This window comes from Polaromonas sp. Polasp52 (assembly GCF_059491565.1).
The window spans coordinates 1930502-1954455 of record NZ_CP168513.1; the positions used below are offsets into that span (position 1 = coordinate 1930502).

The following is a 23954-nucleotide window of genomic DNA, read 5'->3' on the forward strand; positions in this document are numbered from 1 at the left end:
CTCAGAACGGGGAGTCGGGGAAATAGTACTGTTTGGCATTGTCCTTGGTCACCAGCACCGAGGGGATGATGGTGGAGGCCGGCAGCTTCTCGCCCTTGACGCGCGCGGCCGCGGTGAGTTTCATCGCGTCGGCGATCATGGCGGGCGAGTAGGTCACGTCGGCCGTAACCATCTTGTCGCCGTCCATCACCTTCTTGATGTAGTCCTTGGAGCCGGCGCCGCCCAGCACCATCTTGATGTCGCCGCGCTTGGCCTGGTCTATCGCCTTCTGCACGCCCACCGCCATGTCGTCGTCCGAGGCCCACACGGCGTCGATCTGCTTGAAGCGCGTGAGGTAGTCCTGCATCACCTTGAAGGCGTCGTCGCGGTTCCAGTTGCCGTGTTTGGCATCCAGCACCTTGATGTCGGGGTGGCTCTTCATCACCGCCATGAAGGCGTCGACGCGCTGGTTGTCGATGACCGTGGGGATGCCGCGCAGCACGACGACGTTGCCCTTGCCGCCCATGGCCTTGGCCATGTACTCGCCCGACACCTTGCCGAAGCCGGGGTTGTCGCCCGCCACGTAGGCGTCCTGCGCGCCGGCGTCGGTCAGGCCCCGGTCCACCACGGTGACGTACACGCCCTTGCCCTTGACCTGCGCGACGGGCTGCGTGAGCGGCGCGGATTCGAAGGGAAGGATCACCAGCGTGTCGATCTTGTTGGCCGTCTGCAGGTCCTGCACCTGGTTGGCCTGTTCGGCGGCCGAGCCGGCCGTCTTGACGGTGACCTTCAGGCCGGGGTACTGCTTTTCCAGTTCCGTCTTGGTGCGGTTGGCCCAGTACACCACCCCGCCCGTCCAGCCGTGGGTGGCGGCGGGGATGGACACGCCGATGTGCGGCTTGTTCTGCGCCAGCGCCGCCGGCGCGGCGCCGAGCAAGGCCAGGACGGCGGCGCCTGCCGCCAGCAATTGGGTGATCGGTTTCATGGTTTGTCTCCTCTTTGGGTTGGCTGAAAGATTGGCTGAAAAAACGGCAACTCCGCCGGTGAACTCCATCATTTACGCCCGCGCTGGAAGAACGCCACCGCGATGATCACAAAGCCCTGCACCGCGGCGTTCAGGTACACGCTGATGATGCTGGTGAGGTTCAGGATGTTGCTGATCACCGAAAGCAGCACCGCGCCAATGACGGTGCCGGTGATGCTGCCGGCGCCGCCCTTGAGCGCCGTGCCGCCGACGATCACGGCCGCGATCGCCTCGAGCTCCCAGAGCAGGCCGGTGGACGGCGAGGCCGAGCCCAGGCGCGGCACGTAGAGCACGGTGGCGATGCCCACACAAACGCCCAGCAGCACATAGGTCAGCACCTTGACGCGGTCGACCTCCACGGCCGCATAGCGGGCCACCTGCTCGTTGGAGCCTATGGCCTGCACGTAGCGGCCGTAGGCCGTGCGGTTCAGGATCAGGCCGCCCAGCAGCGCAACCACGACAAAGACCCACACCGGCACCGGCACACCCAGCCAGCTGCCGTAGTACACCGGGCCGTAGGCGGTTGCCAGTGAGCCGTCCAGCGTGATCGCGCCGCCGTTGGAGAAGTAGGTGAGGTAGGCGCGGAAAATGCCCAGCGTCCCCAGGGTCACGATAAAAGGTTCTATGCGACCCTTGCTGATCAGCAGGCCGTGGGCCAGGCCGAAGAGCGCGCCCAGGCCGACGGCGCAGGCCATGCCGGCCAGGATGGCGGCCAGCGGCGGCCAGCCGGCGCCCGCGGCGGCGTTCATCAGCAGGATCATGGCGCCCGCGATCAGCGCCGCCATGGACCCCACCGACAGGTCTATGCCGCCGGAGATGATCACAAAACACATGCCCACGGCAATGATGCCGATGAACGCCGTTCGGGTCAGCACGTTCATGGCGTTGTCCAGGCTGGCGAAGTTCTCGTTCAGCATGGCGCCCAGCAGGCACACCAGCACCAGGCCCGCCAGCGGGCCGCCGCCGCGCAGGCCGTCCCAGCGGCGCGCCATCATGGGCGCTGGCGATACACCAGCCATGGGTTTAGTGGGTTCCAGTTGCATGGGCGATCAGCAGTTCTTCGGTGAGCTGGTCCTGCGGCAGCTCGGCGGCCATCCGGCCCTGGCGCATGACGATGACGCGGTGGCACAGGCCTATGAGCTCGAGCAGCTCGGACGAGACGATGACGACGGCGCGGCCCTCGTCGGCCAGGCGCCGGATCAGGAAATAAATGTCGCGCTTGGCCCCCACGTCCACGCCGCGCGTGGGCTCGTCGAGCACCACGACTTGCGGCTGCGGCTGCAGCACGCGGGCCAGCGCCAGCTTCTGCTGGTTGCCGCCGGACAGCGCCGATGCCGGCACGCCGGCCGCCGCGCGTATGCCGAAGGCTTCGCTCGCCTGCTTCAGGGCCGCGCGCTCCGCCGCGGGATCCAGCCAGGGCTGGGCGTAGCGCTCCAGGGCCATCAGCGTGAGGTTCTCCGGCACGCCCATGCGCAGGTGCAGGCCGCGGCCCTTGCGGTCCTCGCTGAGATAGGTCAGCCCCAGGCGCGCGGCCGAGCGCGGGCTGCGCCGCGTCCAAGGCCGGCCCGCGACGTCCACCGCCGCGCAGCTCGCGGGGCGCAAGCCCAGCAGGCCTTCAAACAATTCAGTCCGCCCGGCGCCGACCAGCCCGGCAAAACCCAGGATCTCGCCGGCGCGTACCTGGAAACTCACGTCCCGCGCCCAGCCGGGCACCTGCAGGTTCTGGACCTTGAGCAGCGCCTGCGCGCCGTCCGGCACGGGCTGCCGCGGCGGAAACAGGTCGCTGAGCTCGCGGCCCACCATGAGGCTGGCCATCTGCTGGCGGGTCACGCTGCCCGTGGGCCGGTGCGCCACCAGCCGGCCGTCGCGCATGACCAGCACTTCGTCGGTGATGCGCTCGACCTCGTCCAGCTTGTGCGAAATGTAGAGCACCGTGGCACCCTGGCTACGCAATTGCGCGATCAGGGCGAACAGCCGCTCGGTTTCCGACGGTGTCAGCGTGGCGGTGGGTTCGTCCATCACCAGCACGCGGGCATTGCGGCTCAGGGCCTTGGCGATCTCCACCAGCTGCTTCTCGGCCACGATCAGGTCGCGCACGCGCCGGCCGGGGTCGCAGGCCAGGCCCACCGAGCGCATGGCCGCCTCGGCGCGGCGCGCCATCGCCCGCTCGTCCAGCAAGCCGTGGCGCGTCAGTTCGTGCCCGAGGAAAATGTTCTGCGCGATGCTCAGGTCGTCGGCGAGGTTGAACTCCTGGTGGATCATCACGATGCCTTCGGCCTCGGCGTCGCGCGGCCCCCTGAAGCTCACGGCCTGCCCGCCTATCTCCACCGAGCCCTCGCTGGCCGGCTCATAGCCGGCCAGTATCTTCATGAGCGTGGACTTGCCGGCGCCGTTCTCGCCCAGCACGCCGTACACGCGACCGGGCGCGAAAGCGAAGCTCACGCCATGCAGCACCTGCACGGGCCCGAAGCGCTTTGTCACCTGCTGGAAGCCGACGTCCGGGTTCATGGTGCACTCAGGCGACGGGGTCGAAGATCGCCGCGTTCACGCGGTTTTCCAGCCACTCCTGCCGCCCGCTCACCGGCCGGGGCCGCAGGTCCTGCACAAAGGCGTATTCCGCCACCTCGCTGAGCTTCATGTCCCCGCCCAGGATGCCGCGGCCCAGGTCACCGTCCCAGCGGGCGTAGCGCTCGGTGCGAAAGCGCTCGAGCTCACCGGCCTCCACGAGCCGCGCGGCGCTCTTGAGTGCCAGGGCCAGCGCGTCGATGGCGCCGGCGTGCCCGTGCAGGATGTCCACGGGGTCCATGCTCTGGCGGCGCACCTTGGCGTCGAAGTTGAAGCCGCCGCTGCCGACCCCGCCCGCGCGCAGGATCTCGTACATCGCCAGCGTGAGGTCTTCCACGCTGTTGGGGAACTGGTCGGTGTCCCAGCCGTTTTGCGGGTCGCCCCGGTTGGCGTCTATGCTGCCGAAGATGCCCAGCGCGGCGGCCGTGGCGATCTCGTGCTGGAAGCTGTGCCCCGCCAGCGTGGCGTGGTTGGCCTCGATGTTCAGCTTGATCTCGCGCTCCAGGCCGAAGTCCTTGAGGAAACCATAGACCGTGGCACTGTCGTAGTCGTACTGGTGCTTGGTGGGCTCCAGCGGCTTGGGCTCTATCAGCAGCTGGCCGGCGAAGCCTATCTTGTGCTTGTGCTCCACCACCATCTGCATGAAGCGGCCGAGCTGGCGCCGCTCGCGGCGCAAGTCGGTGTTGAGCAGCGTGTCGTAGCCTTCGCGTCCGCCCCACATCACGTAGTTCGCGCCGCCCAGGCGATGCGTCGCATTGAGCGCGCTGAAGACCTGCGTCGCGGCGTAGGCGAAGACTTCGGGGTCGGGGTTGCTCGCGGCGCCGGCAGCGTAGCGCGGATGGCTGAACAGGTTGGCCGTGCCCCACAGCAGCGCGATCCCCGTTTCCTGCTGCTTTTGCGCTAGCACGTCCACCATGGCCGAAAGGTTGCTGCGGTAGTCCGCCAGGCTTGCGCCCTCGGGCGCCACGTCGGTGTCGTGAAAGGTGTAAAAGGGCACGCCCAGCCGCGAGATCAGGCCGAAGGCGGCGTCGGCCTTGCGGCGCGCCAGCGTCAGCTCGTCACCCGGAACATGCCAGGGCCGCGCGAAGGTCGGCTGCCCGAACACATCGTTGCCGGGCCACACAAAGGTATGCCAGTAACAAACGGCCAGCCGCAGGTGCTGCTCCAGCGTCTTGCCCAGCACGCGCTCCTTGGCGTCGTAATGACGGTAGGCCAGCGGATTCGTCGACTGCGGGCCCTCGTAACGGACCTGGGGAAGGGATTCAAAGGAAGTCATGTCTGCGCCGGAACAATCAAAATGGCGATGCTAGTCCTGGTGCCGCCGCGCAAGTTTGCGAATTTGGCGAGCGCTGCTTGTGAAATTTCTTTCTGCATTGCAGCAATTGACGGGATATGCATGATCACCGCCGGCATGGCCATCCCCTCAGCCGGCTCGCGGCGCGGAAACGCTCGCACCGGAGGTCGCCAGGTAGCAGGCATACAGCGAAGTCGTCGCCGTGATGAACAGCCGGTTGCCGCGCGGGCCACCGAACTCGAGGTTGGCCACCGGCTCCGGGATGAGGATCTTGCCCAGCAGCTCGCCCTGCGGCGTGAAGCAATGGACGCCGTCGCCGGCGCTGGTCCAGACATTGCCGAGAACGTCCACGCGCAACCCGTCCGGGATGCCGGTGTCCACCGTCGCGAACACCTCGCCACCCCGCAGCCTGCCCTCATCCACCTCGAACGAACGGATGTGGCGCGGTCCCTGGGGGTCGTGCGAGGCGCCCGAATCCGCGATGTAGAGCCGCCGCCCATCGGGCGAAAAGGCCAGCCCGTTCGGCTGGACGAAGTCGGTCACGGCCGCCTCCACGCGGCCGCTGGCGGGATCGACGCGGAACACGTAGCGGCCGCCGTACTCAGGCTCCGCCGCATAACCCTCGTAATCCGAGAGGATGCCGTAGGACGGGTCGGAGAACCACAAGGCCCCATCGGGCCCCAGCACCAGGTCGTTGGGTGAGTTGAGTTTTTTTCCCTGGAACGAGGAGGCGAGCACCGTGCGGCGCCCGTCGTGCCCGGTGCGGCTCACGCAGCGCGTGCCGTGCTCGCAGCTGAGCAGGCGGCCCTGGCCGTCACGCGTGTTGCCGTTGGCGAAATCGGAGGGCTTGCGGAATTCCAGCACGCATCCGGGCCCGGCACCGTCGGGCACCCAGCGCAGGATGCGGTTGTTGGGGATGTCGCTGAACAGCAGGAAATCGCCCGCGGGGAAATACACCGGCCCTTCGGCCCAGCGTGCGCCGCTATAGAGCTTCTCCACAAACGCGTTGGGAGGCACCAGGCCGCGAAAGCGGACGTCATGCAGGCGGAAATCACTGCGGATGCCATAGTGTTCACCCATGCTCACCTCCCTTCATCTCACTTTGGCCGATCTTCCGTACAGCAGCAGCATGGCCAGTATCAGCGCCCCGTAGATGATCTGGCGGCCCGCCTCGGGCATCTGCAAAACCGCCAGCATGCTTTGCAACAGCACGATGAACACGACGCCGGCGACCGTGCCCAGGTAGCTGCCGCGCCCGCCCAGGATGTTGGTGCCGCCCAGCACCACGGCCGCAATCGCCGGCAGCAGGTAGGGGTCGCCCATGGCCTGGTAGGCGTTGCCGGAATACCCGGCCAGCATCACCCCGGCGAACGCCGCCAGCATGCCGCAAGCGACAAAACAGGCGACCGTCATCGTGGCGGTGCGCACGCCGCTGAGGTAGGCGGCGCGCTCACTGTTGCCGATCACGTAGACATAACGGCCGGCTACGGTGCGCGTGAGCAGCAGGTACACCAGCAGCGAAACGGCCGCCCAGGCCAGCACCGCGTTGGGCAGGCCCAGGGTCCTGCCCACGGCCAGCTCGCGCATCAGCGCGGTGGCGGCGTCCTGGGGCGCATGGCCGCCGGTGTACAGCACCATCAGCCCCTGGAGCACGGCGTTGGCGCCCAGCGTGAAGATCATCGAGGGGATGCGCAGCAGCGCGACGCCCAGGCCGTTGGCCAGCCCCACCAGCGCGCCGCAAAGCAGGCCGGCCGGAATGGCCCAGCCGGCCCCATAGGCCGCGCCCGCGGCGGCGGCCATCATGGCGCCGGTGGTGATGGTCCAGGGCACCGACAGGTCGATGTGGCCCAGCAGGATGACGGCCATCAGCCCCGCCGCGGCCAGCCCGAGGAAAGCGGCGATCTGCAGCTGCTGCAGCAGGTAGGCGGGCATCAGGAAGTTGCGGTTCACGGCGCTGCCGGCCAGCAGCAGCAACAGACAGCACAGCCCCACCACGGCGGGCGGGTTCAGCAGCAGGCGCTGCACGGGGCTCTTCGTCTTCGCGGCTGCGGACGAAGGCTGCGCGGCGACCAGTTCGGTGGCACCCATCAGAACAGCTCCAGGCGGTTTCGCACGCGCAGCACGCGCGCCGCGCCCATGCACACGGCGGCCAGCAGGATCAGGCCCTCAAAAAGGGGCTGCCAGAGCGCCGGCGCGTTGAAGACGAACAGCAGGTCGCCTATGGTGCGCAACACAAAGGCACCCAGGATGGAGCCGACCATCCCGCCGGTACCGCCGTACAGCGATGTGCCGCCTATCACGACCGCCGCGATCGAATTGAGGGTGTACAGGCCGGCCTGCGGGCCGCTGGCTTCGCCCGACAGCGCGATCAGGGACAGCAGCAACCCGGCCACACCCGAAAGCAGGCCGGCGACGGTATAGGCCAGGAACTTGGCGCGCTCCGACGGCACGCCGGAGAGGTAGGCCGCCTGCTCCGAGGACCCGACCGCATAACAGGCGCGGCCCGTCACCGTGCGCTTCAAAGGCATCCATCCCAGCACGACGAGCGCGGCCAGCAGCACCATGGTGGTGGGGATCACGCCGAACAGCCGGCCGGTCAGCGCGTCCGACAGCCCCTCGCTGACCTCGCCGCCCGGCGCGGGCCGCAGCAGCAGGGCAAAGCCGAAATACACCGCGCCGGTGGCGAGCGTGACAATGATGGGCTGCAGGCGCCCGAACACCACGATGGCGCCGTTGAGGGCGCCCGCCGCCGCGCCACAGGCCAGCACCAGCACAATGCCCAGCGCCACCTGCCAGGGCGCCCCGTTCACGACCGTGGAGGCCAGGCAGCCGGTCAGCACCATGACCATGCCGACGGAGAGATCCAGCCCCCGGGTGATGACGGGCAGCGTCTGCGCCATGGCCACGATGGCCAGCAGCACCGCCTTGTTGGACGCGGTGGTCACAATGGCCGCGGAAATCGAGCGCGGGTGCTCCATCAGGAACAGCGTGAACATCACGACGAACACCGCCAGCGCGGCCAGCGGCCCGCCGTTGCGCCGCAATGCCATGCGCCATTCGCCGCGCCGGTTCATACGGTGGCGGCCTCCCGGCCGCCGGAAGAAACGTTGAGCGAGGACGCCACGATGGCGTGTTCGCTGATATCGCCGCCGGCCAGCGTGCGGGCGATCCGGCCCTCGTACATGATGAGCACGCGGTCGGCCAGGCCTATGAGCTCCTCATAGTCGGTGGAATACAGCAGCACGGCCACGCCCTGAGCGGCCAGCTCGCGCAGCAGCGCATACAGCTCCTGTTTGGTGGCCACGTCGATGCCGCGGGTCGGGTCGTTGAGCAGCAGCACGCGCGGCTGGGTCATCAGCCATTTGGCGATCACCACCTTTTGCTGGTTGCCGCCCGACAAGGTCTGCACCGGGTCTTGCGCATCGCCTATCTTGATGCGCAACTGCTCTACCATGCGCGCCACGGCGGAGGACTCCGCCGCCGCACTGAGGATGCCCAGATGCGCCAGCGCCGGCAGATTGGCCAGGCTCATGTTCTCGCGGATGCTCATGGGCAGGATCAGCCCCTCGGTCTTGCGGTCCTCGGGGATCAGCGCGATGCCCAGTTCCGGGTCCTTGCACACATGCGGCGCCAGGTCGCGGCGCAGCTGGCCGAATACCTGCACCTGGCCCTGCACGCCCTTGAGCACGCCGAACAGCGCCAGCAGCAACTCCCGCTGCCCCTGCCCGTCCAGCCCTCCCAGCCCGACGATCTCTCCGGCCTTGATCTCCAGCGAGATGTCGTGCAGCGCGGGGGGCCAGCCCAGACCCTGCACGCTGATGGCGGGCTGGGCCCAGGGCGCGGGACCGGCTTTCGGCGGGTAGGTCTTGGCGACGTCGCGGCCTATCATCAGCTGCACCACCTGCGCATCGGAGCGGCTGCCGCCGGCGAAGCTGTCCACGCGCCTGCCGCTGCGAAACACCGAGCAGGTGTCGGCCAGCGCCTTGACCTCGTGCATGCGGTGCGAGATGAACAGGATGCCCACGCCGCGCGCGCGCAGCTGGAACAGCAGCGTGTAAAGCCGTTCCACGTCCTCGCTGCTCAGGGCGGAGGTCGCCTCGTCCAGGATCAGCAGGCGCGGCTGCAGGCTCAGCGCCTTGGCGATCTCGATCAGCTGGCGGCGTGAAAGCGGCAGGTCCCGCACGCGCTCCCCGGGATGGATGTCGCCGCATCCCAGCATGGCCAGCAGGGTGGCGGCCTGCGCCCGCTGCGCCTTCGCGTCGATCAGCCCGCGCCGGCGCGGCGGCCGCGACAGGAAGATGTTCTCGGCCACCGAGAGGTCCGGCACCAGGGACAGCTCCTGGAACACGCAGGCGATCCCATGGTCGCGGGCGACGTTGGGCGAAGCCAGGCGCAGCTCCACGCCTTCCATCAGGATGCGGCCGGCGTCGGGCTGCACCACCCCTGCGATGACCTTGATCAGGGTGGATTTGCCCGCGCCGTTTTCCCCCAGCACGGCGTGGATCTCGCCGGCATGGCAGGTGAGGTCCGCGCCGTCCAGCGCGCGCACGCCCGCGTAGCGCTTGGAGATGTCCTGGAGCTGCAGCAAGGTCTGGGGCACGGTGCCTTCCTTCAGGTCCTTCAGGTGTTCCCCTCGCTCTGCTTCATGATGTCCGGCGCCGTGATGTTGATGTTGCACGGCGGGAACTCATTGGCCACGTAAAACGTGTCCGGCAAATCGGGATAGAAGTTCTTGCCCGGCGCCATCTGCGCGTATTCCACATAAGGGATGGGCACCGAGATGTACTGGGGCAGCTTCTGCCCTTGCAGCGCGGCGATGGCCGCCTTCAGCGCCACGGCGACCAGGCCGGGGGACTGCGCGGCCGAAGCACCCTTGAGCCCGTCCTTGTGGTGCGCATAGACCATCTTGCGAAAACCGTTCTCTCCCTCGGCGCCTATCGGCACAAAGGGATGCTTGGCCTCGATGAGCGCGCGGACCGTGCCGTTGGAGCCGGCCTGGGTGTAAATGCCGTTGAACCGGCCGTGCACGGCGATGGCGTCCGCCGCCACCTTCTGGGAGGTGCCGTCGTCCCAGTTGCCGACCACCTCGACGATCTGCACGCCCTTGTGCTTTTCCATGATCTCGCGAAAGCCCAGGTGCCGGTCGCGGTCGACCGAGTTGCCCGGCAGCCCGCGGATTTCCAGCACCTTGCCGCTGGTGACGCCGTTCTTCTCCAGCCAGCGCCCCATGAGGCGGCCCATCTCGAACTGGTCTTCGTTGACCTGGATGACCTCGTCGGTGTCCAGCACGTTGTCGAAGGGGATCAGGACCACACCCGCATCCTTGGCGCGCTTGATCACCGGCTTGAAGGAGGTGGGCGACACCGCGATGGTGAGGATGGCGTCAAAGCCCGCATTGATGAAGTTGTCGATGGCGCCCAGCTGCGCGGCGACATCGGTGCCGGTGGAGACCACCTTCAGCTCCTTGATGTGGGGCTTGATGTCGGGCGTCGCCGCGTAGGCCTTGAGCGACTTGATCATCTGGATGCGCCAGCTGTTTCCCGCATAGCCGTTGGCCAGGGCGATGCGGTAGGGGCCTTTCTTGGCCGGGTACTGGATGGTCTTGGTGCTGGCGGAAAAGGGCTTGAAGCAGCCCGGCTCATAGGTCTGCGCCGCCGCGCGCCCCGCAATACCAGCCAGTGCTGCGCCGGCGCTTGCGGCAAGGAGGTCTCGTCTTGTATGCATTGCTGTCTCCTGATCTTTTTTTGCCGGCCTGGCGGCATGCGCGCGATCGCGAAACCGCGCGGGTTGCTCGTAATGGGCCGCGACTTCCAGGCCAGTCGCTTTCCTGTCACCCCACGAATGCAAAACCGTTTCGCTAGTATTTGCGGTTGGGGAATTCCTTGGCCGCAACTTCGGCTGGAAATACACCTTCGATCGTCTTGATCCAGCGCGGCAGGGGCTGGCCGGCGGCGGCCTTGGCCGCGGCCTCCATCAGTTGCGGGCCCAGCAGCGGGTTGCACTCCACGCTCACATTCATCTTGCCGGCGATCATGGCTTCGAAGGCCCCCTTGACGGCGTCGACGCCGATGACAAGGATGTCCTTGCCGGGCTTGAGGCCCGCCTCCTCGATCGCCTGGATCGCGCCTATGGCCATGTCATCGTTGTGCGCGTAGAGCACATGGATTTTTTTGCCCTCGGCCTTGAGGAAGGCTTCCATCACCTCCTTGCCCTTGGCGCGCGTGAAATCGCCGGTCTGGGAGCGGATGACCTTGTAGCGCGCATTCCCCTTGAGGACTTCGTCAAATCCCTTTTTGCGGTCTATGGCCGGGTCCGAGCCGACCGTTCCCTGCAGCTCGACGATGTTCACCGTCCCCGTGCCGTTCTTGGTGTTATCCAGAAGCCACTGCGCCGCGCGGCGGCCTTCCTCGACGAAATCGGAGCCTATGAAGGTGGTCCAGGTGGACGGATCCTTCACCACCACGTTGCGGCTTTCCAGGATCACGGGAATCTTCGCGGCCTTGGCTTCCTTGAGCACCGTGTCCCAGCCTGTGGTGACCAGCGGCGCGAGGATGATGACGTCCACCTTCTGGCTGATGAAGGAGCGGATCGCCTTGATCTGGTTCTCCTGCTTTTGCTGCGCGTCGGAAAACTTCAGTTCATGGCCGGCCGCTTTGGCCGCGGCCTTGACCGACTCGGTGTTGGCGGTCCGCCATTCGCTTTCGGCACCCGTCTGGGCAAACCCGATCACCAGCTTCTTGCCGGCGGCTTGGGCATGGGCAAACGGGCTCCATGCCGCCGCCAGGCCGGCGCCGGCCAGAATTGCCGTGAAAGTACGTCGCTGAAGCTGTCTCATGTCCTGTCTCCTCAAGTTGGTTTTTTGAATCGCGCCGCCACTCCTTGCTTTCAGCTTCTCCCGGTGCGGCGGCGGGAGCAGCGGTGTTGCTATCCGGGATACCAGACAACGCGGGGCTCATCGGCGAGGCGCCGGTAGGCCCACGCGGCCTCCACGAGCCGCGCCATGTCGTAGCGGGGCCGCCAGTCCAGAAGAAATTTCGCCTTGCTGTTGTCCAGCCATGTCGAGTGGTAAGGCGTGCGCAGGGGAACCAGCGGCACACCGCGCGTGCGCGCCAGGTAGTCGCCCAGCTCGCCGTAATCGACAGGTTCGTCCATGCAGACGTTCATGCGCTGGTGCCTGGCCCGCGGCGCATCGAGGGCCAGCAAAAGCGCCTCCACCAGGTCGTCCACATGCACGAAGTTGCGCTTGACCGGCTTGCCTTGCGGATCCAGCATGACCGGAACAGCCCCTGACGCGCTGTATTCGCGCGCCTTGTCCGCCCCCACCAGTTCATGCCAGCGCGGACCGCCGAAGACGTCCTCGCCAAAAGACAGGGCGTAACGGAAGTCGTCTTTTTCCATGATCCAGGGCGCGCGCAGGCAGCAGCTGTCAAGCCCGTACTGGATCTGGTATTGCTCCAGCATCACTTCCTCGAGCACCTTGGACAGGGCATAACACCCCGGGTAGGCGCTGTGCGGCTGGCTCTCGACGACGGGAACACCGTGCGGATAGTAAAAATGGCCTACCGCGGCATCACCTCCCACAAGCAGGAACTGCCGGAATGATTTGCTCACGCGGCATTCCTCGAGCAGCCAGAACATCCCCTTGACCGCCACGTCCATCACCTCGTCCGGTGTCTCCTTGCTGGTGGCAAGGTGCAGCACGTGCGTGGCGCCTTCCAGCGCGCGGCGGACGTCGGCGCGATGCTGGATGGAGCCTTGCACCGATTCGACGCGAGGATGCGGCGGCAAAGTCCGGTTGTGGCACAGCGCGCGAATTGCGAACCTGTCGTAGCGCGCATCGCCCTGCAGGCGGTCCATGAACGCGCGCCCGACCTTGCCGGTCGCGCCCGTCACCAGGATGAGATCGCGCGCCGCCGTAGCGTTCATGTCCAGCCACCGTCGACGACCAGGTCATGCGCGGTGATCATGCTGCTGTCATCCGACGCGAGGAAGAGCACGGCGCGCGCGAGGTCCGCGGGCGCAAGTTCGCCGGGCAGGCATTGCGCCTTAGCCAGTTCGACCTTGGCTTGCGGTGTCACCCACAGCCGGATCTGCTTTTCAGTCATGACCCATCCCGGCACAACCGTGTTGACGCGGATGCGATGGGCGCCGAAGTCGCGCGCCAGGCTTCTGGTGAGCCCCTGGACCGCGGACTTGCAGGTGGTGTACACGGGCATGCCGCCTGTCTTGACCATCCAGCTCACGGAACCGAAATTGATGATCGAGCCTCCGCCCAGGGCTTTCATGTCCTTGAAGACTTCCTGCGCGGCAAAAAAATAGTGCTTGAGGTTGACCGCCACGCCGCGGTCCCAGGACTCCGGCGTGGTCTCTTCAATGAGATGGCGCTGGTCATTCGCCGCGTTGTTCACCAGCACCTGGATGGCGCCTATGCGCTGGCGCAGCGTGCCGATGGCGCTGCGCAGGCGGGGGGTGTCGGTGACGTCGCATTCCTCGAAATGAACGCCGCGCAGGCCTTCACGCGCCAGCCGGGCCTGCAAAGCCAGGGCGCCCTCGGTATCGATGTCCACAAACCCCACCTTGGCGCCTTGCGCGGCGAAATGCTCCACCAGGGACGCACCTATCCCCGTCGCGCCACCGGAGATGAACACGCTCTTGCCCTTGAGACTCGGATAGCGGGTTTGCTCAGTCATCGAGTTCCTCGTTGATTGCCCGGAGACCGTTGGCAATTCGCGCACACGAAAAAGCGGCGTCTTCGTGCGTCGACGCCCGCGGATCCGGCTCGCGATGCCACGCGACGGGGCCCGGACGGTACCCGCATCACGATCAGCAGAGTGGCGATGCTAGCGGGCGCGCCTGCGCGGCAGCTTGCGAAATTGCCGAGCGCGGCTTATGAAATTTCTTTCTGCATCGCAGCAATCGGCGCAATATGCCAAGATCGGCCTTCCATGACCAAAAGCCCGACCACGCGCCGGCCCGACCGGACCAGCGGCCCCGCAGTCCTGCGCGTGGCCCTGCTGTTCCACGCCAGCAAGGTCTATGACCGCGAGATCCTCATCGGCATCGGCGACTATGTGAAGCAGACGCGCGTGGCCTGGGACCTGTTCCTCGAGGAGGACTTCCGTTTTCGCCTCGACGGCATTCACGAGTGGGAGGGCGACGGCATCATCGCGGACTACGACGACCCCGCCGTCGCGCGGGCGCTCGCGGGCGCCCATGTACCGGTCATCGCCATCGGCGGCTCGTACGAAGATCCCGCCTGCTACCCGGGGCAGGTCCCCTACGTGGCCACCGACAACCAGCTGCTGGTCGCGCGTGCGCTGGAGCACCTGGTGGAAGCCGGTGTGACGCGCTTCGCCTGCTACAGCCTTCCGGAATCGCCGCTCAACCGCTGGGCGCAGGAACGCGAGAGAGCGTTCTCGGCATGGCTGCTGCGCAACGGCGCTTCGGGCGAGATCCACCGCGGCCTGGCCACCAGCGCCCCCACCTGGGGCAGCGCCACCAAAAAACTGATCGACTGGCTGGACAGCCTGCCCAAGCCGACAGGCATCGTCGCCGTCACCGACGCGCGCGCGCGCCAGCTGCTGCAGGCCTGCATCGTCGCCAACATCGCGGTGCCCGACGAAGTCGCGATCATCGGCATCGACAACGACACGCTGGGACAGCACCTCACCCGCATCGAGCTCAGTTCCGTGAGCCAGGGCACGGCCGAGATGGGCCGCCGCGCGGCGCAGCTGCTGCACCAGGCGCTGAGCGGCTCGCCGGTGCGCGGCGCGCGCGTGGTGGTGCCGCCGGCCGAGGTGCACAGCCGAGCATCGACCGCGCGCAACGTCCAGCACAGCCCGCCGGTGATGCGGGCGCTCTATTACATACGCCAGTACGCCTGCCAGGGCATCAAGACCGAACAGGTGGCCGAGATGATGGGCATGTCGCGTTCATCGCTGGAGATGTACTTCCGCCGGGACCTCAAGCGCTCCGTGCACGACCTGATCCTGCAGTGCAAGCTGGAGCACTGCTTTGAACTGTTGGCCCACACCGACACCGGCATCGCGGAGATTGCGCTGGCCTCGGGCTTTCGCTCGGTGCAATACCTGAACGCGGTGTTCCGGCGCGAGGTGGGCTCAACACCCGCGGTGTGGCGAGAGGCCAGGCAGGCTGTTGTTGAAGCTCGTTGACCTGTCAATGCGGCGGGCCAATAGAAGACTGCGCTTGAACAGCACGGCGGAACAGAGCCTTGCGAGATTCAACGATAGCGCCTGAGTCGCCTTTTGGCGTAGTGAGCGTCTGCCTCACGCTGTCGGGGGCGAGTTGGCAGGACGCGGCAGAGCGAACCATCCAGGCTTCGCATCACATTGTTGGCAGTAATACCGTTTACATCACGGAATTCCCCCATTAATCTTGTTGAACTAGCAGCGGAACCGGTAGTACATCGCGCAACGCACGGAGGGATCATGAAAGTCAAGGTCTATCACAATGGAGACGACACCTTCATTGCTTGGAAGCCAGAGGGCGAAGCCTTTGTCCCCGAATGCCGCGGCTTCGCTCTTTTTCGCAGACGCAATGGCGATGATGAGGTCGTGAGCACATGGGTCGGCTTCGAAGGGCAGAAGCACGACAAAGGCGAGCGACGATCCTCTACGAACTGGCCGATTCAAAAATACCAATGGACTGACTACATGGCGGTTGCCGGCGACGTTGTGCAGTACCGCGTGGTTCCAATGATCGGCCCAGACAAGAACAATCTGCGGCCCGACTACTCCAGGGCGAGCGACTGGACGCCCGAACTAACGTTGTCCTCCGAGTTTGGACCGGGGATCGAAGCCTATTTCAATCGAGGCATCGTGGCCTCCCAATGGGTCTCCCGTCGGCTGGGTATCACAGCGACAGATTTGAAAACGCGCGAGCTAAAAGAAGTCATCGCGACAACAGACGACCCCTTTCGGAACTATCTCTTTGGCCCACTAGGAGAACGGTTGTTCGAACTTCTCGAGTCGGCGCGGAAGGCAAAGGCGCATGTATACGCAGCGCTCTATGAATTAGACGACGACCAGCTCGAAACGGCGCTCGAGAGGATGAGGAAGCGCGCCCATGTCGTTCTGGCCAATGGAAGCGTGAAGAAGAAGGGCGAAGACCAGAACAGTGAGGCGCGTAAGCGGTTGGCTGGAAAGATCGACCTCTTCGACCGCATGGTGTCCCCGCGCGCTCTGGGTCACAACAAGTTCCTTGTGGTTTGCGAAGGCGAGTCACCCCGGTGGATATGGACCGGAAGCCAGAACTGGACCAAGACGGGCCTGTGCACTCAGGCAAACAATTCAATCCTGATCGATGATCCCAGGCTGGCAGCTCAATACGTGAAGCAGTGGGAATTGCTGCGCGACAGCGGGGCCGACAGCCCAACCGACCTGAAACAAAGCAACTCCACACCCCGGAATCGCGCGTATACGCAAAAGGCCTCGTTGCAGCTGTGGTTCACGCCGACCATCGACCAAGTCGACCTGAAGGAAGCACGCAAGATCATCGCGGGGGCCAAGCAGGCCCTCCTTTTCCTGATGTTCAATCCGGGCCCTAGCGACACACTTCTGAACGCCATCATCACCCAGGCGCGCGCGAGCAACGCCGGCAAGCGCCTGTACATCAAGGGTGCGATCAACCAGGATCCCAGCACGACCAAAACCCCGGTTGAGCTTTTCGATCAAGCCAACTCCACTAAGGCGGACTACAGCGTAGTGTTACCAGCCGCTATTGACGAGGCTACGAAGTGGTTCGATCGGGAAATGAAGAAGCTACCTGGGACCTTCGCAATGGTGCACAGCAAGGTCGTGGTGGTAGATCCCTTCGGTGCCAATCCTGTAGTGTTGACCGGCTCTCACAACTTAGGCCCGAAGGCAAGCGGCACGAACGACGAGAACCTCCTGATCCTGCGCAACACGCCTGACCTGGCAGCAGCCTACGCGACCAATATCATGTCGATTTATAACCAGTACCGCTGGCGATTCAGGACGCAAGGCCAAACGAAGTCCAAGAGATGGAACGGCCTGGTGGACCGGGACGACTGGCAAACCGGCTACCTCAAGCCTGGAAGCCGGGCGCGACGCGAGATCGACTTTTGGCTGGGATGAGGCGATTGGTGTTGAGTTCCGTCGAAATCTGACCCCAGACAGCGACGGGCGATTTTGCCACCCGTGCGGCGAGATATCGAAGTTATCACAGCGTACCTACTTGGCCTACCAAACCAAGGGACTAGCGAGGCTCCAGAATTGGAAAAGCCCCTGAATCCGTTAGGAATCAAGGGCTTGCGCATCTGGTGGCCTGGGGCGGAATCGAACCACCGACACAAGGATTTTCAATCCTCTGCTCTACCGACTGAGCTACCGGGCCTGAGCCTTAGATTATATATCACCCGCGAGGGGGGGCCCGGCAGGCAGGCCGCAAAAGCTCAGATACCGCGTTTGCCGCGCGTGAGATCGACGCCCAGCTGCTTGAGTTTGCGGTACAGGTGGGTGCGTTCCAGGCCGGTTTTTTCGGCGACGCGGGTCATGGAGCCGCCTTCCTTGGCGAGGTGGAATTCGAAGTACGCCTTCTCAAACTCGTCGCGCGCGTCGCGCAGCGGCTTTTCCAGCAGAAAGCTCTGCGTGGCCTGGGGACCCAGGTCGACGGGCGCCGGCAAGGTGCCGCCGGTCATCACGGCCTCCACCGTGAGGTCGGCCAGGGGCATCGCGGAATTGCTGTTCAGGGCGGCGGGTTTGCGCGGGGAGGCCTTGCTCAGGCCCTGCTCGACGGCCTTGAGCAGCTTTTGCAGCGTGATGGGTTTTTCCAGAAAGGCCATGGCGCCAATCTTGGTGGCCTCGACGGCGGTGTCTATGGTGGCATGGCCGCTCATCATGATGACGGGCATGCTGAGCAGTCCGCTGGAGGACCATTCCTTGAGCAACGTCACGCCGTCGGTGTCGGGCATCCAGATATCCAGCAGCACCAGGTCGGGCCTGGAGCGCCCGCGTGCGGCACGGGCCTGCGCCGCGTTTTCTGCGAGCTCGACCTGATGCCCTTCGTCATTGAGAATTTCTGAGAGAAGGTCGCGTATGCCCAGCTCGTCGTCGACCACCAGAATATTTGCCATGATTGAATTGCTGCCTGCCTGTTGTTGCGATGCCGTGCGGATCTAGAAATCGAAGTGTTACTGAATGTGTTGTTAAGCCACAACTGCAAATGATAACGACACTTGCGCCCCCTGCACCGCGCCGTCCACCACGCGGTTGGAAATATCGACGCGCGCGCCGTGCTCGTCGGCGATTTTTTTGACCACCGCCAGCCCCAGCCCCGTGCCCTTGACCTTGGTGGTGACATAGGGTTCGAAGGCGCGCTTGAGGATGTGCTCGGGGAAACCGGTGCCTTTGTCGCGCACGCTCAGACGCACGCGCTTGGAGGCCTCGGAGTATTCGGTCTTGAGGGTGACGAGCGCGCCCTCCTTGCCTTCCTGGGCGTCCTGCGCATTTTGCAGCAGGTTGTGGATGACCTGGCGCAGTTGCTGGGCGTCACCCTGGATCAGCGGAGCCTTGGGGTCGAGTTCGGTGACGACGGGCACGGCGGCCGCGGCATCGCTGCGCCGCCCGCCATGGCCGTCGCTGTGGTTGTCGTGCAGGTAGAGCTGCATGACGTCGGCGACCAGGGCATTGAGGTCCACGGGTTTGAGCTCGGCGGCGGGCAGCCGGGCGTAATCGCGGAACTCGTTGACCAGCCGCTTCATGGCGTCGACCTGGTCCACGATGGTCTTGACGGATTTGGTGAGCAGCTGCTGCTCGGCCTCGCCGACCTTGCCGGTGAGCTTCATTTCCAGGCGCTCGGCCGACAGCTGTATGGGAGTGAGCGGGTTCTTGATCTCGTGGGCCAGCCTGCGCGCCACCTCGCCCCAGGCCTGGGCGCGCTGGGCCGAAACCATTTCGGAGATGTCGTCGAACACCAGCAGGAATTCCTCGGTGCCGGGCATCTTGGCGCCGCGCGCGATCAGCGTGATGGCGTTGTCGGGCGCGCCGGGCATGGCGGCGTTGAGCTCGAACGACTGCTGCCAGTGCTCCAGCCCGTGCGGCGCGGCGTCGCTAAGGTAGTCGGCGAACTGGGCCAGCACATCCTTGGCGAACACGCCCAGCCCCGGCACCTCGCCGAGCGACTGGCCGTGGTAGGCCGCCAGCGGCGCGCGCAGGATGCGTGTGGCCCCCGGATTGCTGGACTGGATGCGGCCGCGCACGTCCAGCACGATGACGCCGGCCGTGAGGTTGTCCAGGATGGTCTGCAGGTTGGCGCGCGCCGCGTCGACCTGGCTCATGCTGTGCTGCACCGCCGTGCGGGCATCGGACAGCTGCTGCGTCATGTCGGCAAAGGAGCGCGTGAGCCCTCCGAGCTCGTCCTTGCCTTGCAGCGCCGCCTTGGGCGTGAGGTCGCCCTGGGCCACCTGGCGCACGCCTTCGGCCAGCACCAGCAGCGGTTTGGCCAGCTGGTTGCCCAGCAGCACCGCCAGCAGCACCGCGCCGAACACGGCCAGGAACAGGCTGAGCGTGAGCGTGCCTATGTACATCTTGCGCAGGCCGCCGCGCGCCAGCGCGCGCTCCTGGTATTCGCGGTTGGCTTCCTGGACGGCGACGGCATTGGCCACCAGGCCTTCCGGCAGCAGCTGGGTCACCTGCAAAAAGCGCGCATCGCCCAGCACATTCACATTGGGGCTGTTGACCACCGCGACGGCCTTGACACGCGGCGCGTTGCCGGCATTGGCCGGCGGGCCGCTGGCGCCCGCCGTCAGCTCTCCGTTGCCGGCGGACACCACCTCGTCCAGGCCCTCGATCTGCGTGACGACGCGCTGCGTGCGCGCGCTGCGCAGCTGTTGCACCGAAGGCCGCTCGGGCTTGAGCAGGAAGCGCGAGTCGCCGGCGCTGGCGATCACCTGGCCCGAGGGGCTCCATAGCACCACATCGCTGGCCTGCAGCTGGTCGCGCAGGCGCTCCAGCGCCAGGCCCGCCATGGCGTCAGGCGTTTCGGCGATCTGCGTGGCGGCCTGCCGCGTCTTGTTGCCGAGGTCGGCGGCCAGGGTGTCCAGCGTGGCGCGGCCCAGGTTCAGGCCGGCGGCCAGGGCGCCCTCGACTTCGACGTCGAACCAGCTTTCGATGGAGCGCGAGACGAACTGGTAGGACACCACGTAAATCATCAGGCCCGGCGCCAGGCCGACCAGCGCGAAGATGGCCGCAAGCTTGACCAGCAGGCGGCTGCCGAAGCGGCCGCGGCGCAGCCGCAGCAACAGGCGTACGATGATCCAGCCGATCACCAGCAGCAGCAGGCCGGCAACGGCGATGTTGAGCGCCAGAAGCAGCGCGTAGTTGCGTTCGTAGAGTTCGCGGTTGCCGGTGGCTTGCGTCAGCAAAAACATCAGCACCAGGCCCAGCGCCACGATGGTGCCTATGCCGACGCCGACCGTCCAGCGAAACGCCTTGCTGCTCTTGAGGGAGCCGCCGCTGACCTGCAGGTTCACTTGGTGGCCTCGGTTCCTGGGGCCGCCGGGGCGGCTTGGGGTGCGGCGGGCTCCAGCCTGAGCTTATCCTTGACCTGCGCGGAAATATTCCAGTCCCGCTGGCCGGCCACGCCGATCTGGAAGGGCCGCGGCAGCTGGGATAAATCCAGCCTGAAGTTGAAGTCCAGCTTGTAGGAGGCGTCCGGGTCCACGTCACCGGCTTCGGCAATCTTCCAGCGGGCCACGCGTTGTATGGCCGAGAGCGCGTCGGACAGGGTTTCGTAATTCTGGTTCAGGGTGGCGCGCAGGCCGGAGGAGCTGGTGATCAGCCCGGACGCGATGTTGACGCGCCAGCGGCGGGTCAGCGGCTGGTAGGCCAGGCGTATGGTGCGGGCGGTGCTGGCCACGCGCGGGTCGGTCCAGTACCAGCGATCCCGGTAGATATCGGCCTCGGCCACAAAAAACAGCGGGATGCCCTTGAGCAGGGCGTCCTCGACCACCGGCGGAAGGTCAAAGCGGACCAGGGCGGACAGGTGCACCCCGTCTTCGCCGCGCTCCACGCGCAGCTGCGTGATTTCGGTGGCCGAGGCCGGCGCGCTCGCCCAGGCCAGCAGCACGCACAGGCAGGCCCCCAGCAGCCAGCGCGCGACGGCATGCCCCGGCCGCCAACAGTCAGTGGCCGCTTTTTTCAAGGAGTGCGTAATAAAAACCGTCGTGCTCACGCATCAAATTGTCCGGGAAGACCGTCGCTTCCACGCCACTTTGCGGGAGCAAATGCCCCGGCGAGGGCCTTAATAGGGCGTCGGTGTGGTGCGTAAGAAACGTTTGTATCTGCTTGTCGCCTTCCGCGCGAAAAACCGAGCAAGTGCAGTACAGCAGGCGCCCGCCGGGTTTGAGCAGGGGCCAGAGCGTCTGGAGCAGCTTGGCCTGGATGGCGGCCAGCTGGGCGACGTCGGTGGGCCGGCGCAGCCAGCGCACGTCGGGGTGGCGCCGCACGATGCCGGAGGCGGTGCAGGGTGCGTCCAGCAGGATGCCGTCGTAGGGCCGGCCATCCCACCAATCGCCCGGCTGGCCGGCGTCGCCCACGCGAACCTCGGCCTGCAGGCCCAGGCGCAACAGGTTTTGCCCCACGCGCTCGCAGCGGCGGGGGTCAATGTCCAGCGCGGTCACCTCGCAATCGGCCAGTTCCAGCAGGTGGGCGGTTTTGCCGCCCGGGGCGGCGCAGGCGTCGAGGATATGGAGCCGGGCAGCGCCCTCTCCCGGTTGAGCCAGTTCCTGCAGCAGCAAGGGCGCCGCCAGCTGGGCGGCGGCATCCTGCACCGAAAAATGCCCCTCGGCAAAGCCGGGCAGGCTGGGCACGGGGCGCGCTGCGGCCAGGACCACGCCGTGCCGGCCCACCGGCGAGGCGTCTATCCCGGCTGTCGCCAACGCCTGCAGGTAGCCGGCCTGCGTCGTTTTGCGCTCATTGACGCGCAGGATCAGCGGCGCGCGGCTGTTGTTGGCCTGCAGCACGGCCTGCCACTGCCCGGGATGGTCCTTGCGCACACGGTCTATCCACCACTGCGGGTGGTTCCAGACCGCTTGCGGGCTTTTTTCGGTGCGCGCCACCAGTTCGTCGCGCTCGCGCAGGAAGCGGCGCAGGCAGCCATTGATAAAGCTGGCCTGGTGCCGGGTGGCGTCGCCGTGCTTGGCGGCCTCGACGGCCTGGTCGACCAGGGTATGAGAGGTGTAAGGCGCGCCCTCCTCCGTCCAGATCAGGGCCAGGGCCACGCACAGCAGGGCGTCGGCTTCGGGTGGCGGCGGGCGGCGGGCCAGCTGCTGGCGCAAGGCCTCGGCGCGGCCCAGCCAGCGCAGCGTGTGAAAGCCCAGCGACTGCACGCCAGGCCGCAGCGCCGCGTCAATGTCTTCCAGCGCGGCGGTCATGGACTGGCCGTCGCGCACGGCCATCAGCAGGGAAGCGGCTCCTTGCAGCTGGCGCCACAGGGGGACTTGGGTGGGGGAGTCTTGCATCTATCTCACGTCTACCGTCCGGAATGGACGGCCAACCCGTATTAGACCAGCCGGAAGATCACCGTCCTTCGAGGAATCGCTGATATGCAAGCCTGAGCCGCGGAACTGGCTTTGCCAGGCCGCAGGCGGGCGGCCCCCGAGGGGCTGGAGCCCGCGGCTCCAAGCCTGCCTGCGCAGGCTTGGACGGGCGACAGAGGCGAAGCGTCTCGCGAGCCGCGGCCTGCAAGGCCTCGGGAGCCACACGCAGTGAGCGGCCGTGGGGGTCTTTATCTCAGGCCAGGGTGTCGGCCCAAATGTTGCTGGCCCAGTTCAGCGCATAGATGCCTTCAAGCTCGGTCGGTCCGGTGCTGACGCCACCCGAGCCGGCAACGGCCTTGAAGGTTTTTTCGGCGGCCACGTATTCATGGACGCTGGCCACGTGGATCACGTTCTTGTTGTCGACAAAGCTGTAGCAGGTGTTGGTTAGCATGGGCGCCGGGTTGACGTCCCAGCCGGAGAGCTGCGCCACGATGGCGGCGGCGGCCACCTTGCCGTGGTTGTTGGCCATGTGCCCGCTCTTGGGCATGGCCGGTGCCACCTGGATGGAGTCGCCGAGCACATGCACGTCCTTGGCGGCGGTGGACTCGAACGTCAGGTAGTTAACGCCGCACCAGCGGTTGTTGGCCTGGTTGTTCAGGCCCGCCTGCACGGCGATGGTGCCGGCGCGCATCGCGGGCAGCACATTGAGCACATGGGCCTTGACGTCGTCCTGCACGTCGAACCTGATGATGCCGGCCTTGGTGTCGACCGCCGTGGCCTTGTGCTGGCCACGGTATTCAACAATGCCCTTGTACTGCTCGGCCCACACTTTTTTGAACAGCGGGCCTTTGGAGGTGACGTCGGGATTCGCGTCCAGGATCAGCACCTTGCTGCGCGGCTTGGCGGCCTTGAAGTAGCCAGCGATGACCGAGGCACGTTCGTAAGGGCCGGGCGGGCAGCGATAAGGCGCCTCGGGAATCGTGATGGCGTAGACGCCGCCGTCGGGCATGGCTTCGAGCTGGCGGCGCAGTGCCACGGTTTCGGCGCCGGCCTTCCAGGCCTGCAGCACCTGGCCGGCGGCGTTGGCCTCCTTGAGGCCTTCTATGCTGCCGAACATCAATTCCACGCCGGGCGAGACCACCAGCTTGTCGTAGGCGATGGTGGCGCCGCGGGCCAGCGTGACGGTTTTCTTCGCGGTGTCTATGGCGCTGGCGTAGTCCTTCACCACGGTGATACCGTGGGCGCGCGACAGGCCCGCATAGGAAGTCGTGAGGTCGGCGATCTGCTTGCCGCCGCTGAGCACGAGATTGGAAATCGGGCAGGAGACAAAGGCGTCCTGCGGCTCGATCAGCACCACGTCGATCTGGTGGTCGGACAGCAGGCGCGCGTATTTGGCGGCGGTGGCGCCGCCGTAGCCGCCGCCTATCACCACCACCTTGGCCTTGGACGGAACGGCGGTGCTGGCGCAGCCGGCCAGGCCCAGCAGGCTTAGCGCGGCCGTGGACTGCAGGAAGGAGCGGCGCTTGAAGCCGGCCGGGGAAGCGGAGGGAGATTGGAGAAAGGTATTCATGGTG

The 23954-nt window shown here is 66.1% G+C and carries 20 protein-coding genes and 1 tRNA gene; 2 read left to right on the forward strand and 19 right to left on the reverse strand.

Annotation, left to right across the window (positions count from 1 at the left end):
- Window position 1: 1 nt before the first annotated feature.
- From ACEN9P_RS08945 to ACEN9P_RS09005, 13 genes are all read right to left on the reverse strand, one after another.
- Window positions 2-964 (reverse strand): ABC transporter substrate-binding protein, encoded by a 963-nt coding sequence (locus ACEN9P_RS08945; protein ID WP_074580043.1) that lies wholly within the window; start codon window positions 962-964, stop codon window positions 2-4.
- Between the two features lie 68 nt (window positions 965-1032).
- Window positions 1033-2022, reverse strand: a complete 990-nt coding sequence (locus ACEN9P_RS08950; protein WP_495622155.1) for an ABC transporter permease — start codon at window positions 2020-2022, stop codon at window positions 1033-1035.
- A 4-nt stretch (window positions 2023-2026) separates the two neighbouring features.
- Entirely contained in the window at window positions 2027-3511 is a 1485-nt protein-coding gene (locus tag ACEN9P_RS08955) for a sugar ABC transporter ATP-binding protein (protein ID WP_495621753.1), read from the reverse strand.
- A 7-nt stretch (window positions 3512-3518) separates the two neighbouring features.
- Window positions 3519-4844 (reverse strand): xylose isomerase, encoded by a 1326-nt coding sequence (xylA, locus tag ACEN9P_RS08960; protein ID WP_477664135.1) that lies wholly within the window; start codon window positions 4842-4844, stop codon window positions 3519-3521.
- The gene (locus ACEN9P_RS08965; protein WP_495621754.1) at window positions 4841-4981 is read right to left on the reverse strand and encodes a hypothetical protein; all 141 of its coding nucleotides are present in this window, start codon (window positions 4979-4981) and stop codon (window positions 4841-4843) included. Before ACEN9P_RS08965 ends, xylA begins: the two co-directional genes overlap by 4 nt.
- 10 nt (window positions 4982-4991) lie before the next feature.
- Complete coding sequence (locus tag ACEN9P_RS08970) at window positions 4992-5942, reverse strand: SMP-30/gluconolactonase/LRE family protein (protein WP_495621755.1); 951 nt, start codon at window positions 5940-5942, stop codon at window positions 4992-4994.
- 12 nt (window positions 5943-5954) lie between these two features.
- Window positions 5955-6950 (reverse strand): ABC transporter permease, encoded by a 996-nt coding sequence (locus ACEN9P_RS08975; RefSeq protein WP_495621756.1) that lies wholly within the window; start codon window positions 6948-6950, stop codon window positions 5955-5957.
- Window positions 6950-7936: an ABC transporter permease gene (locus ACEN9P_RS08980; protein ID WP_477664139.1), complete on the reverse strand. Its 987-nt coding sequence runs from the start codon at window positions 7934-7936 to the stop codon at window positions 6950-6952. Before ACEN9P_RS08980 ends, ACEN9P_RS08975 begins: the two co-directional genes overlap by 1 nt.
- On the reverse strand, window positions 7933-9462 hold the full coding sequence (locus ACEN9P_RS08985; RefSeq protein WP_495621757.1) for a sugar ABC transporter ATP-binding protein: 1530 nt from the start codon (window positions 9460-9462) through the stop codon (window positions 7933-7935). Before ACEN9P_RS08985 ends, ACEN9P_RS08980 begins: the two co-directional genes overlap by 4 nt.
- Before the next feature lie 20 nt (window positions 9463-9482).
- On the reverse strand, window positions 9483-10586 hold the full coding sequence (locus ACEN9P_RS08990; RefSeq protein ID WP_477664141.1) for a sugar ABC transporter substrate-binding protein: 1104 nt from the start codon (window positions 10584-10586) through the stop codon (window positions 9483-9485).
- Window positions 10587-10719: 133 nt separating this feature from the next.
- Entirely contained in the window at window positions 10720-11697 is a 978-nt protein-coding gene (locus ACEN9P_RS08995) for an ABC transporter substrate-binding protein (RefSeq protein WP_495621758.1), read from the reverse strand.
- A gap of 89 nt (window positions 11698-11786) precedes the next feature.
- Window positions 11787-12788 carry an NAD-dependent epimerase/dehydratase family protein gene (locus ACEN9P_RS09000; RefSeq protein WP_495621759.1) on the reverse strand — a complete coding sequence of 334 codons (1002 nt, stop codon included), beginning with the start codon at window positions 12786-12788 and terminating at the stop codon, window positions 11787-11789.
- The gene (locus ACEN9P_RS09005; protein ID WP_495621760.1) at window positions 12785-13552 is read right to left on the reverse strand and encodes an SDR family NAD(P)-dependent oxidoreductase; all 768 of its coding nucleotides are present in this window, start codon (window positions 13550-13552) and stop codon (window positions 12785-12787) included. Before ACEN9P_RS09005 ends, ACEN9P_RS09000 begins: the two co-directional genes overlap by 4 nt.
- Before the next feature lie 255 nt (window positions 13553-13807).
- Between ACEN9P_RS09005 and ACEN9P_RS09010 the strand changes: the two genes are divergently transcribed.
- Together ACEN9P_RS09010 and ACEN9P_RS09015 are read left to right on the forward strand one after the other, a co-directional pair.
- Entirely contained in the window at window positions 13808-15034 is a 1227-nt protein-coding gene (locus ACEN9P_RS09010) for a XylR family transcriptional regulator (protein WP_495621761.1), read from the forward strand.
- 276 nt (window positions 15035-15310) lie between these two features.
- Window positions 15311-16978 carry a phospholipase D-like domain-containing protein gene (locus ACEN9P_RS09015; protein WP_495621762.1) on the forward strand — a complete coding sequence of 556 codons (1668 nt, stop codon included), beginning with the start codon at window positions 15311-15313 and terminating at the stop codon, window positions 16976-16978.
- Window positions 16979-17161: 183 nt separating this feature from the next.
- Here ACEN9P_RS09015 and ACEN9P_RS09020 read toward each other — a convergent pair.
- From ACEN9P_RS09020 to ACEN9P_RS09045, 6 genes are all read right to left on the reverse strand, one after another.
- Window positions 17162-17237, reverse strand: a tRNA-Phe gene (locus tag ACEN9P_RS09020).
- 58 nt (window positions 17238-17295) lie between these two features.
- Entirely contained in the window at window positions 17296-17976 is a 681-nt protein-coding gene (locus ACEN9P_RS09025; RefSeq protein ID WP_477664148.1) for a response regulator, read from the reverse strand.
- A gap of 72 nt (window positions 17977-18048) precedes the next feature.
- A complete protein-coding gene (locus ACEN9P_RS09030) occupies window positions 18049-20373 on the reverse strand; it encodes a sensor histidine kinase (protein ID WP_477664149.1) in 2325 nt (774 codons plus the stop codon).
- Window positions 20370-21044 carry a DUF4390 domain-containing protein gene (locus tag ACEN9P_RS09035; protein ID WP_495621763.1) on the reverse strand — a complete coding sequence of 225 codons (675 nt, stop codon included), beginning with the start codon at window positions 21042-21044 and terminating at the stop codon, window positions 20370-20372. Before ACEN9P_RS09035 ends, ACEN9P_RS09030 begins: the two co-directional genes overlap by 4 nt.
- On the reverse strand, window positions 21025-22362 hold the full coding sequence (gene rsmB, locus ACEN9P_RS09040) for a 16S rRNA (cytosine(967)-C(5))-methyltransferase RsmB (RefSeq protein ID WP_495621764.1): 1338 nt from the start codon (window positions 22360-22362) through the stop codon (window positions 21025-21027). The genes ACEN9P_RS09035 and rsmB overlap by 20 nt, the downstream gene beginning before the upstream one ends.
- A gap of 271 nt (window positions 22363-22633) precedes the next feature.
- Window positions 22634-23950, reverse strand: a complete 1317-nt coding sequence (locus ACEN9P_RS09045) for an FCSD flavin-binding domain-containing protein (protein WP_495621765.1) — start codon at window positions 23948-23950, stop codon at window positions 22634-22636.
- Between the last annotated feature and the right edge of the window lie 4 nt (window positions 23951-23954).

What these genes read in the sequence shown, in the direction of transcription:
- ACEN9P_RS08965 (WP_495621754.1), bottom strand. Translation starts at nt 4,981, where the DNA reads ATGCCGGCGGTGATCATGCATATCCCGTCAATTGCTGCAATGCAGAAA.
- ACEN9P_RS08970 (WP_495621755.1), bottom strand. Translation starts at nt 5,942, where the DNA reads ATGGGTGAACACTATGGCATCCGCAGTGATTTCCGCCTGCATGACGTC.
- ACEN9P_RS08950 (WP_495622155.1), bottom strand. Translation starts at nt 2,022, where the DNA reads ATGGCTGGTGTATCGCCAGCGCCCATGATGGCGCGCCGCTGGGACGGC.
- ACEN9P_RS08975 (WP_495621756.1), bottom strand. Translation starts at nt 6,950, where the DNA reads ATGGGTGCCACCGAACTGGTCGCCGCGCAGCCTTCGTCCGCAGCCGCG.
- xylA (WP_477664135.1), bottom strand. Translation starts at nt 4,844, where the DNA reads ATGACTTCCTTTGAATCCCTTCCCCAGGTCCGTTACGAGGGCCCGCAG.
- ACEN9P_RS08990 (WP_477664141.1), bottom strand. Translation starts at nt 10,586, where the DNA reads ATGCATACAAGACGAGACCTCCTTGCCGCAAGCGCCGGCGCAGCACTG.
- ACEN9P_RS09010 (WP_495621761.1), top strand. Translation starts at nt 13,808, where the DNA reads ATGACCAAAAGCCCGACCACGCGCCGGCCCGACCGGACCAGCGGCCCC.
- ACEN9P_RS08955 (WP_495621753.1), bottom strand. Translation starts at nt 3,511, where the DNA reads ATGAACCCGGACGTCGGCTTCCAGCAGGTGACAAAGCGCTTCGGGCCC.
- ACEN9P_RS09025 (WP_477664148.1), bottom strand. Translation starts at nt 17,976, where the DNA reads ATGGCAAATATTCTGGTGGTCGACGACGAGCTGGGCATACGCGACCTT.
- rsmB (WP_495621764.1), bottom strand. Translation starts at nt 22,362, where the DNA reads ATGCAAGACTCCCCCACCCAAGTCCCCCTGTGGCGCCAGCTGCAAGGA.
- ACEN9P_RS08995 (WP_495621758.1), bottom strand. Translation starts at nt 11,697, where the DNA reads ATGAGACAGCTTCAGCGACGTACTTTCACGGCAATTCTGGCCGGCGCC.
- ACEN9P_RS09005 (WP_495621760.1), bottom strand. Translation starts at nt 13,552, where the DNA reads ATGACTGAGCAAACCCGCTATCCGAGTCTCAAGGGCAAGAGCGTGTTC.
- ACEN9P_RS09015 (WP_495621762.1), top strand. Translation starts at nt 15,311, where the DNA reads ATGAAAGTCAAGGTCTATCACAATGGAGACGACACCTTCATTGCTTGG.
- ACEN9P_RS09000 (WP_495621759.1), bottom strand. Translation starts at nt 12,788, where the DNA reads ATGAACGCTACGGCGGCGCGCGATCTCATCCTGGTGACGGGCGCGACC.
- ACEN9P_RS09045 (WP_495621765.1), bottom strand. Translation starts at nt 23,950, where the DNA reads ATGAATACCTTTCTCCAATCTCCCTCCGCTTCCCCGGCCGGCTTCAAG.
- ACEN9P_RS08980 (WP_477664139.1), bottom strand. Translation starts at nt 7,936, where the DNA reads ATGAACCGGCGCGGCGAATGGCGCATGGCATTGCGGCGCAACGGCGGG.
- ACEN9P_RS08945 (WP_074580043.1), bottom strand. Translation starts at nt 964, where the DNA reads ATGAAACCGATCACCCAATTGCTGGCGGCAGGCGCCGCCGTCCTGGCC.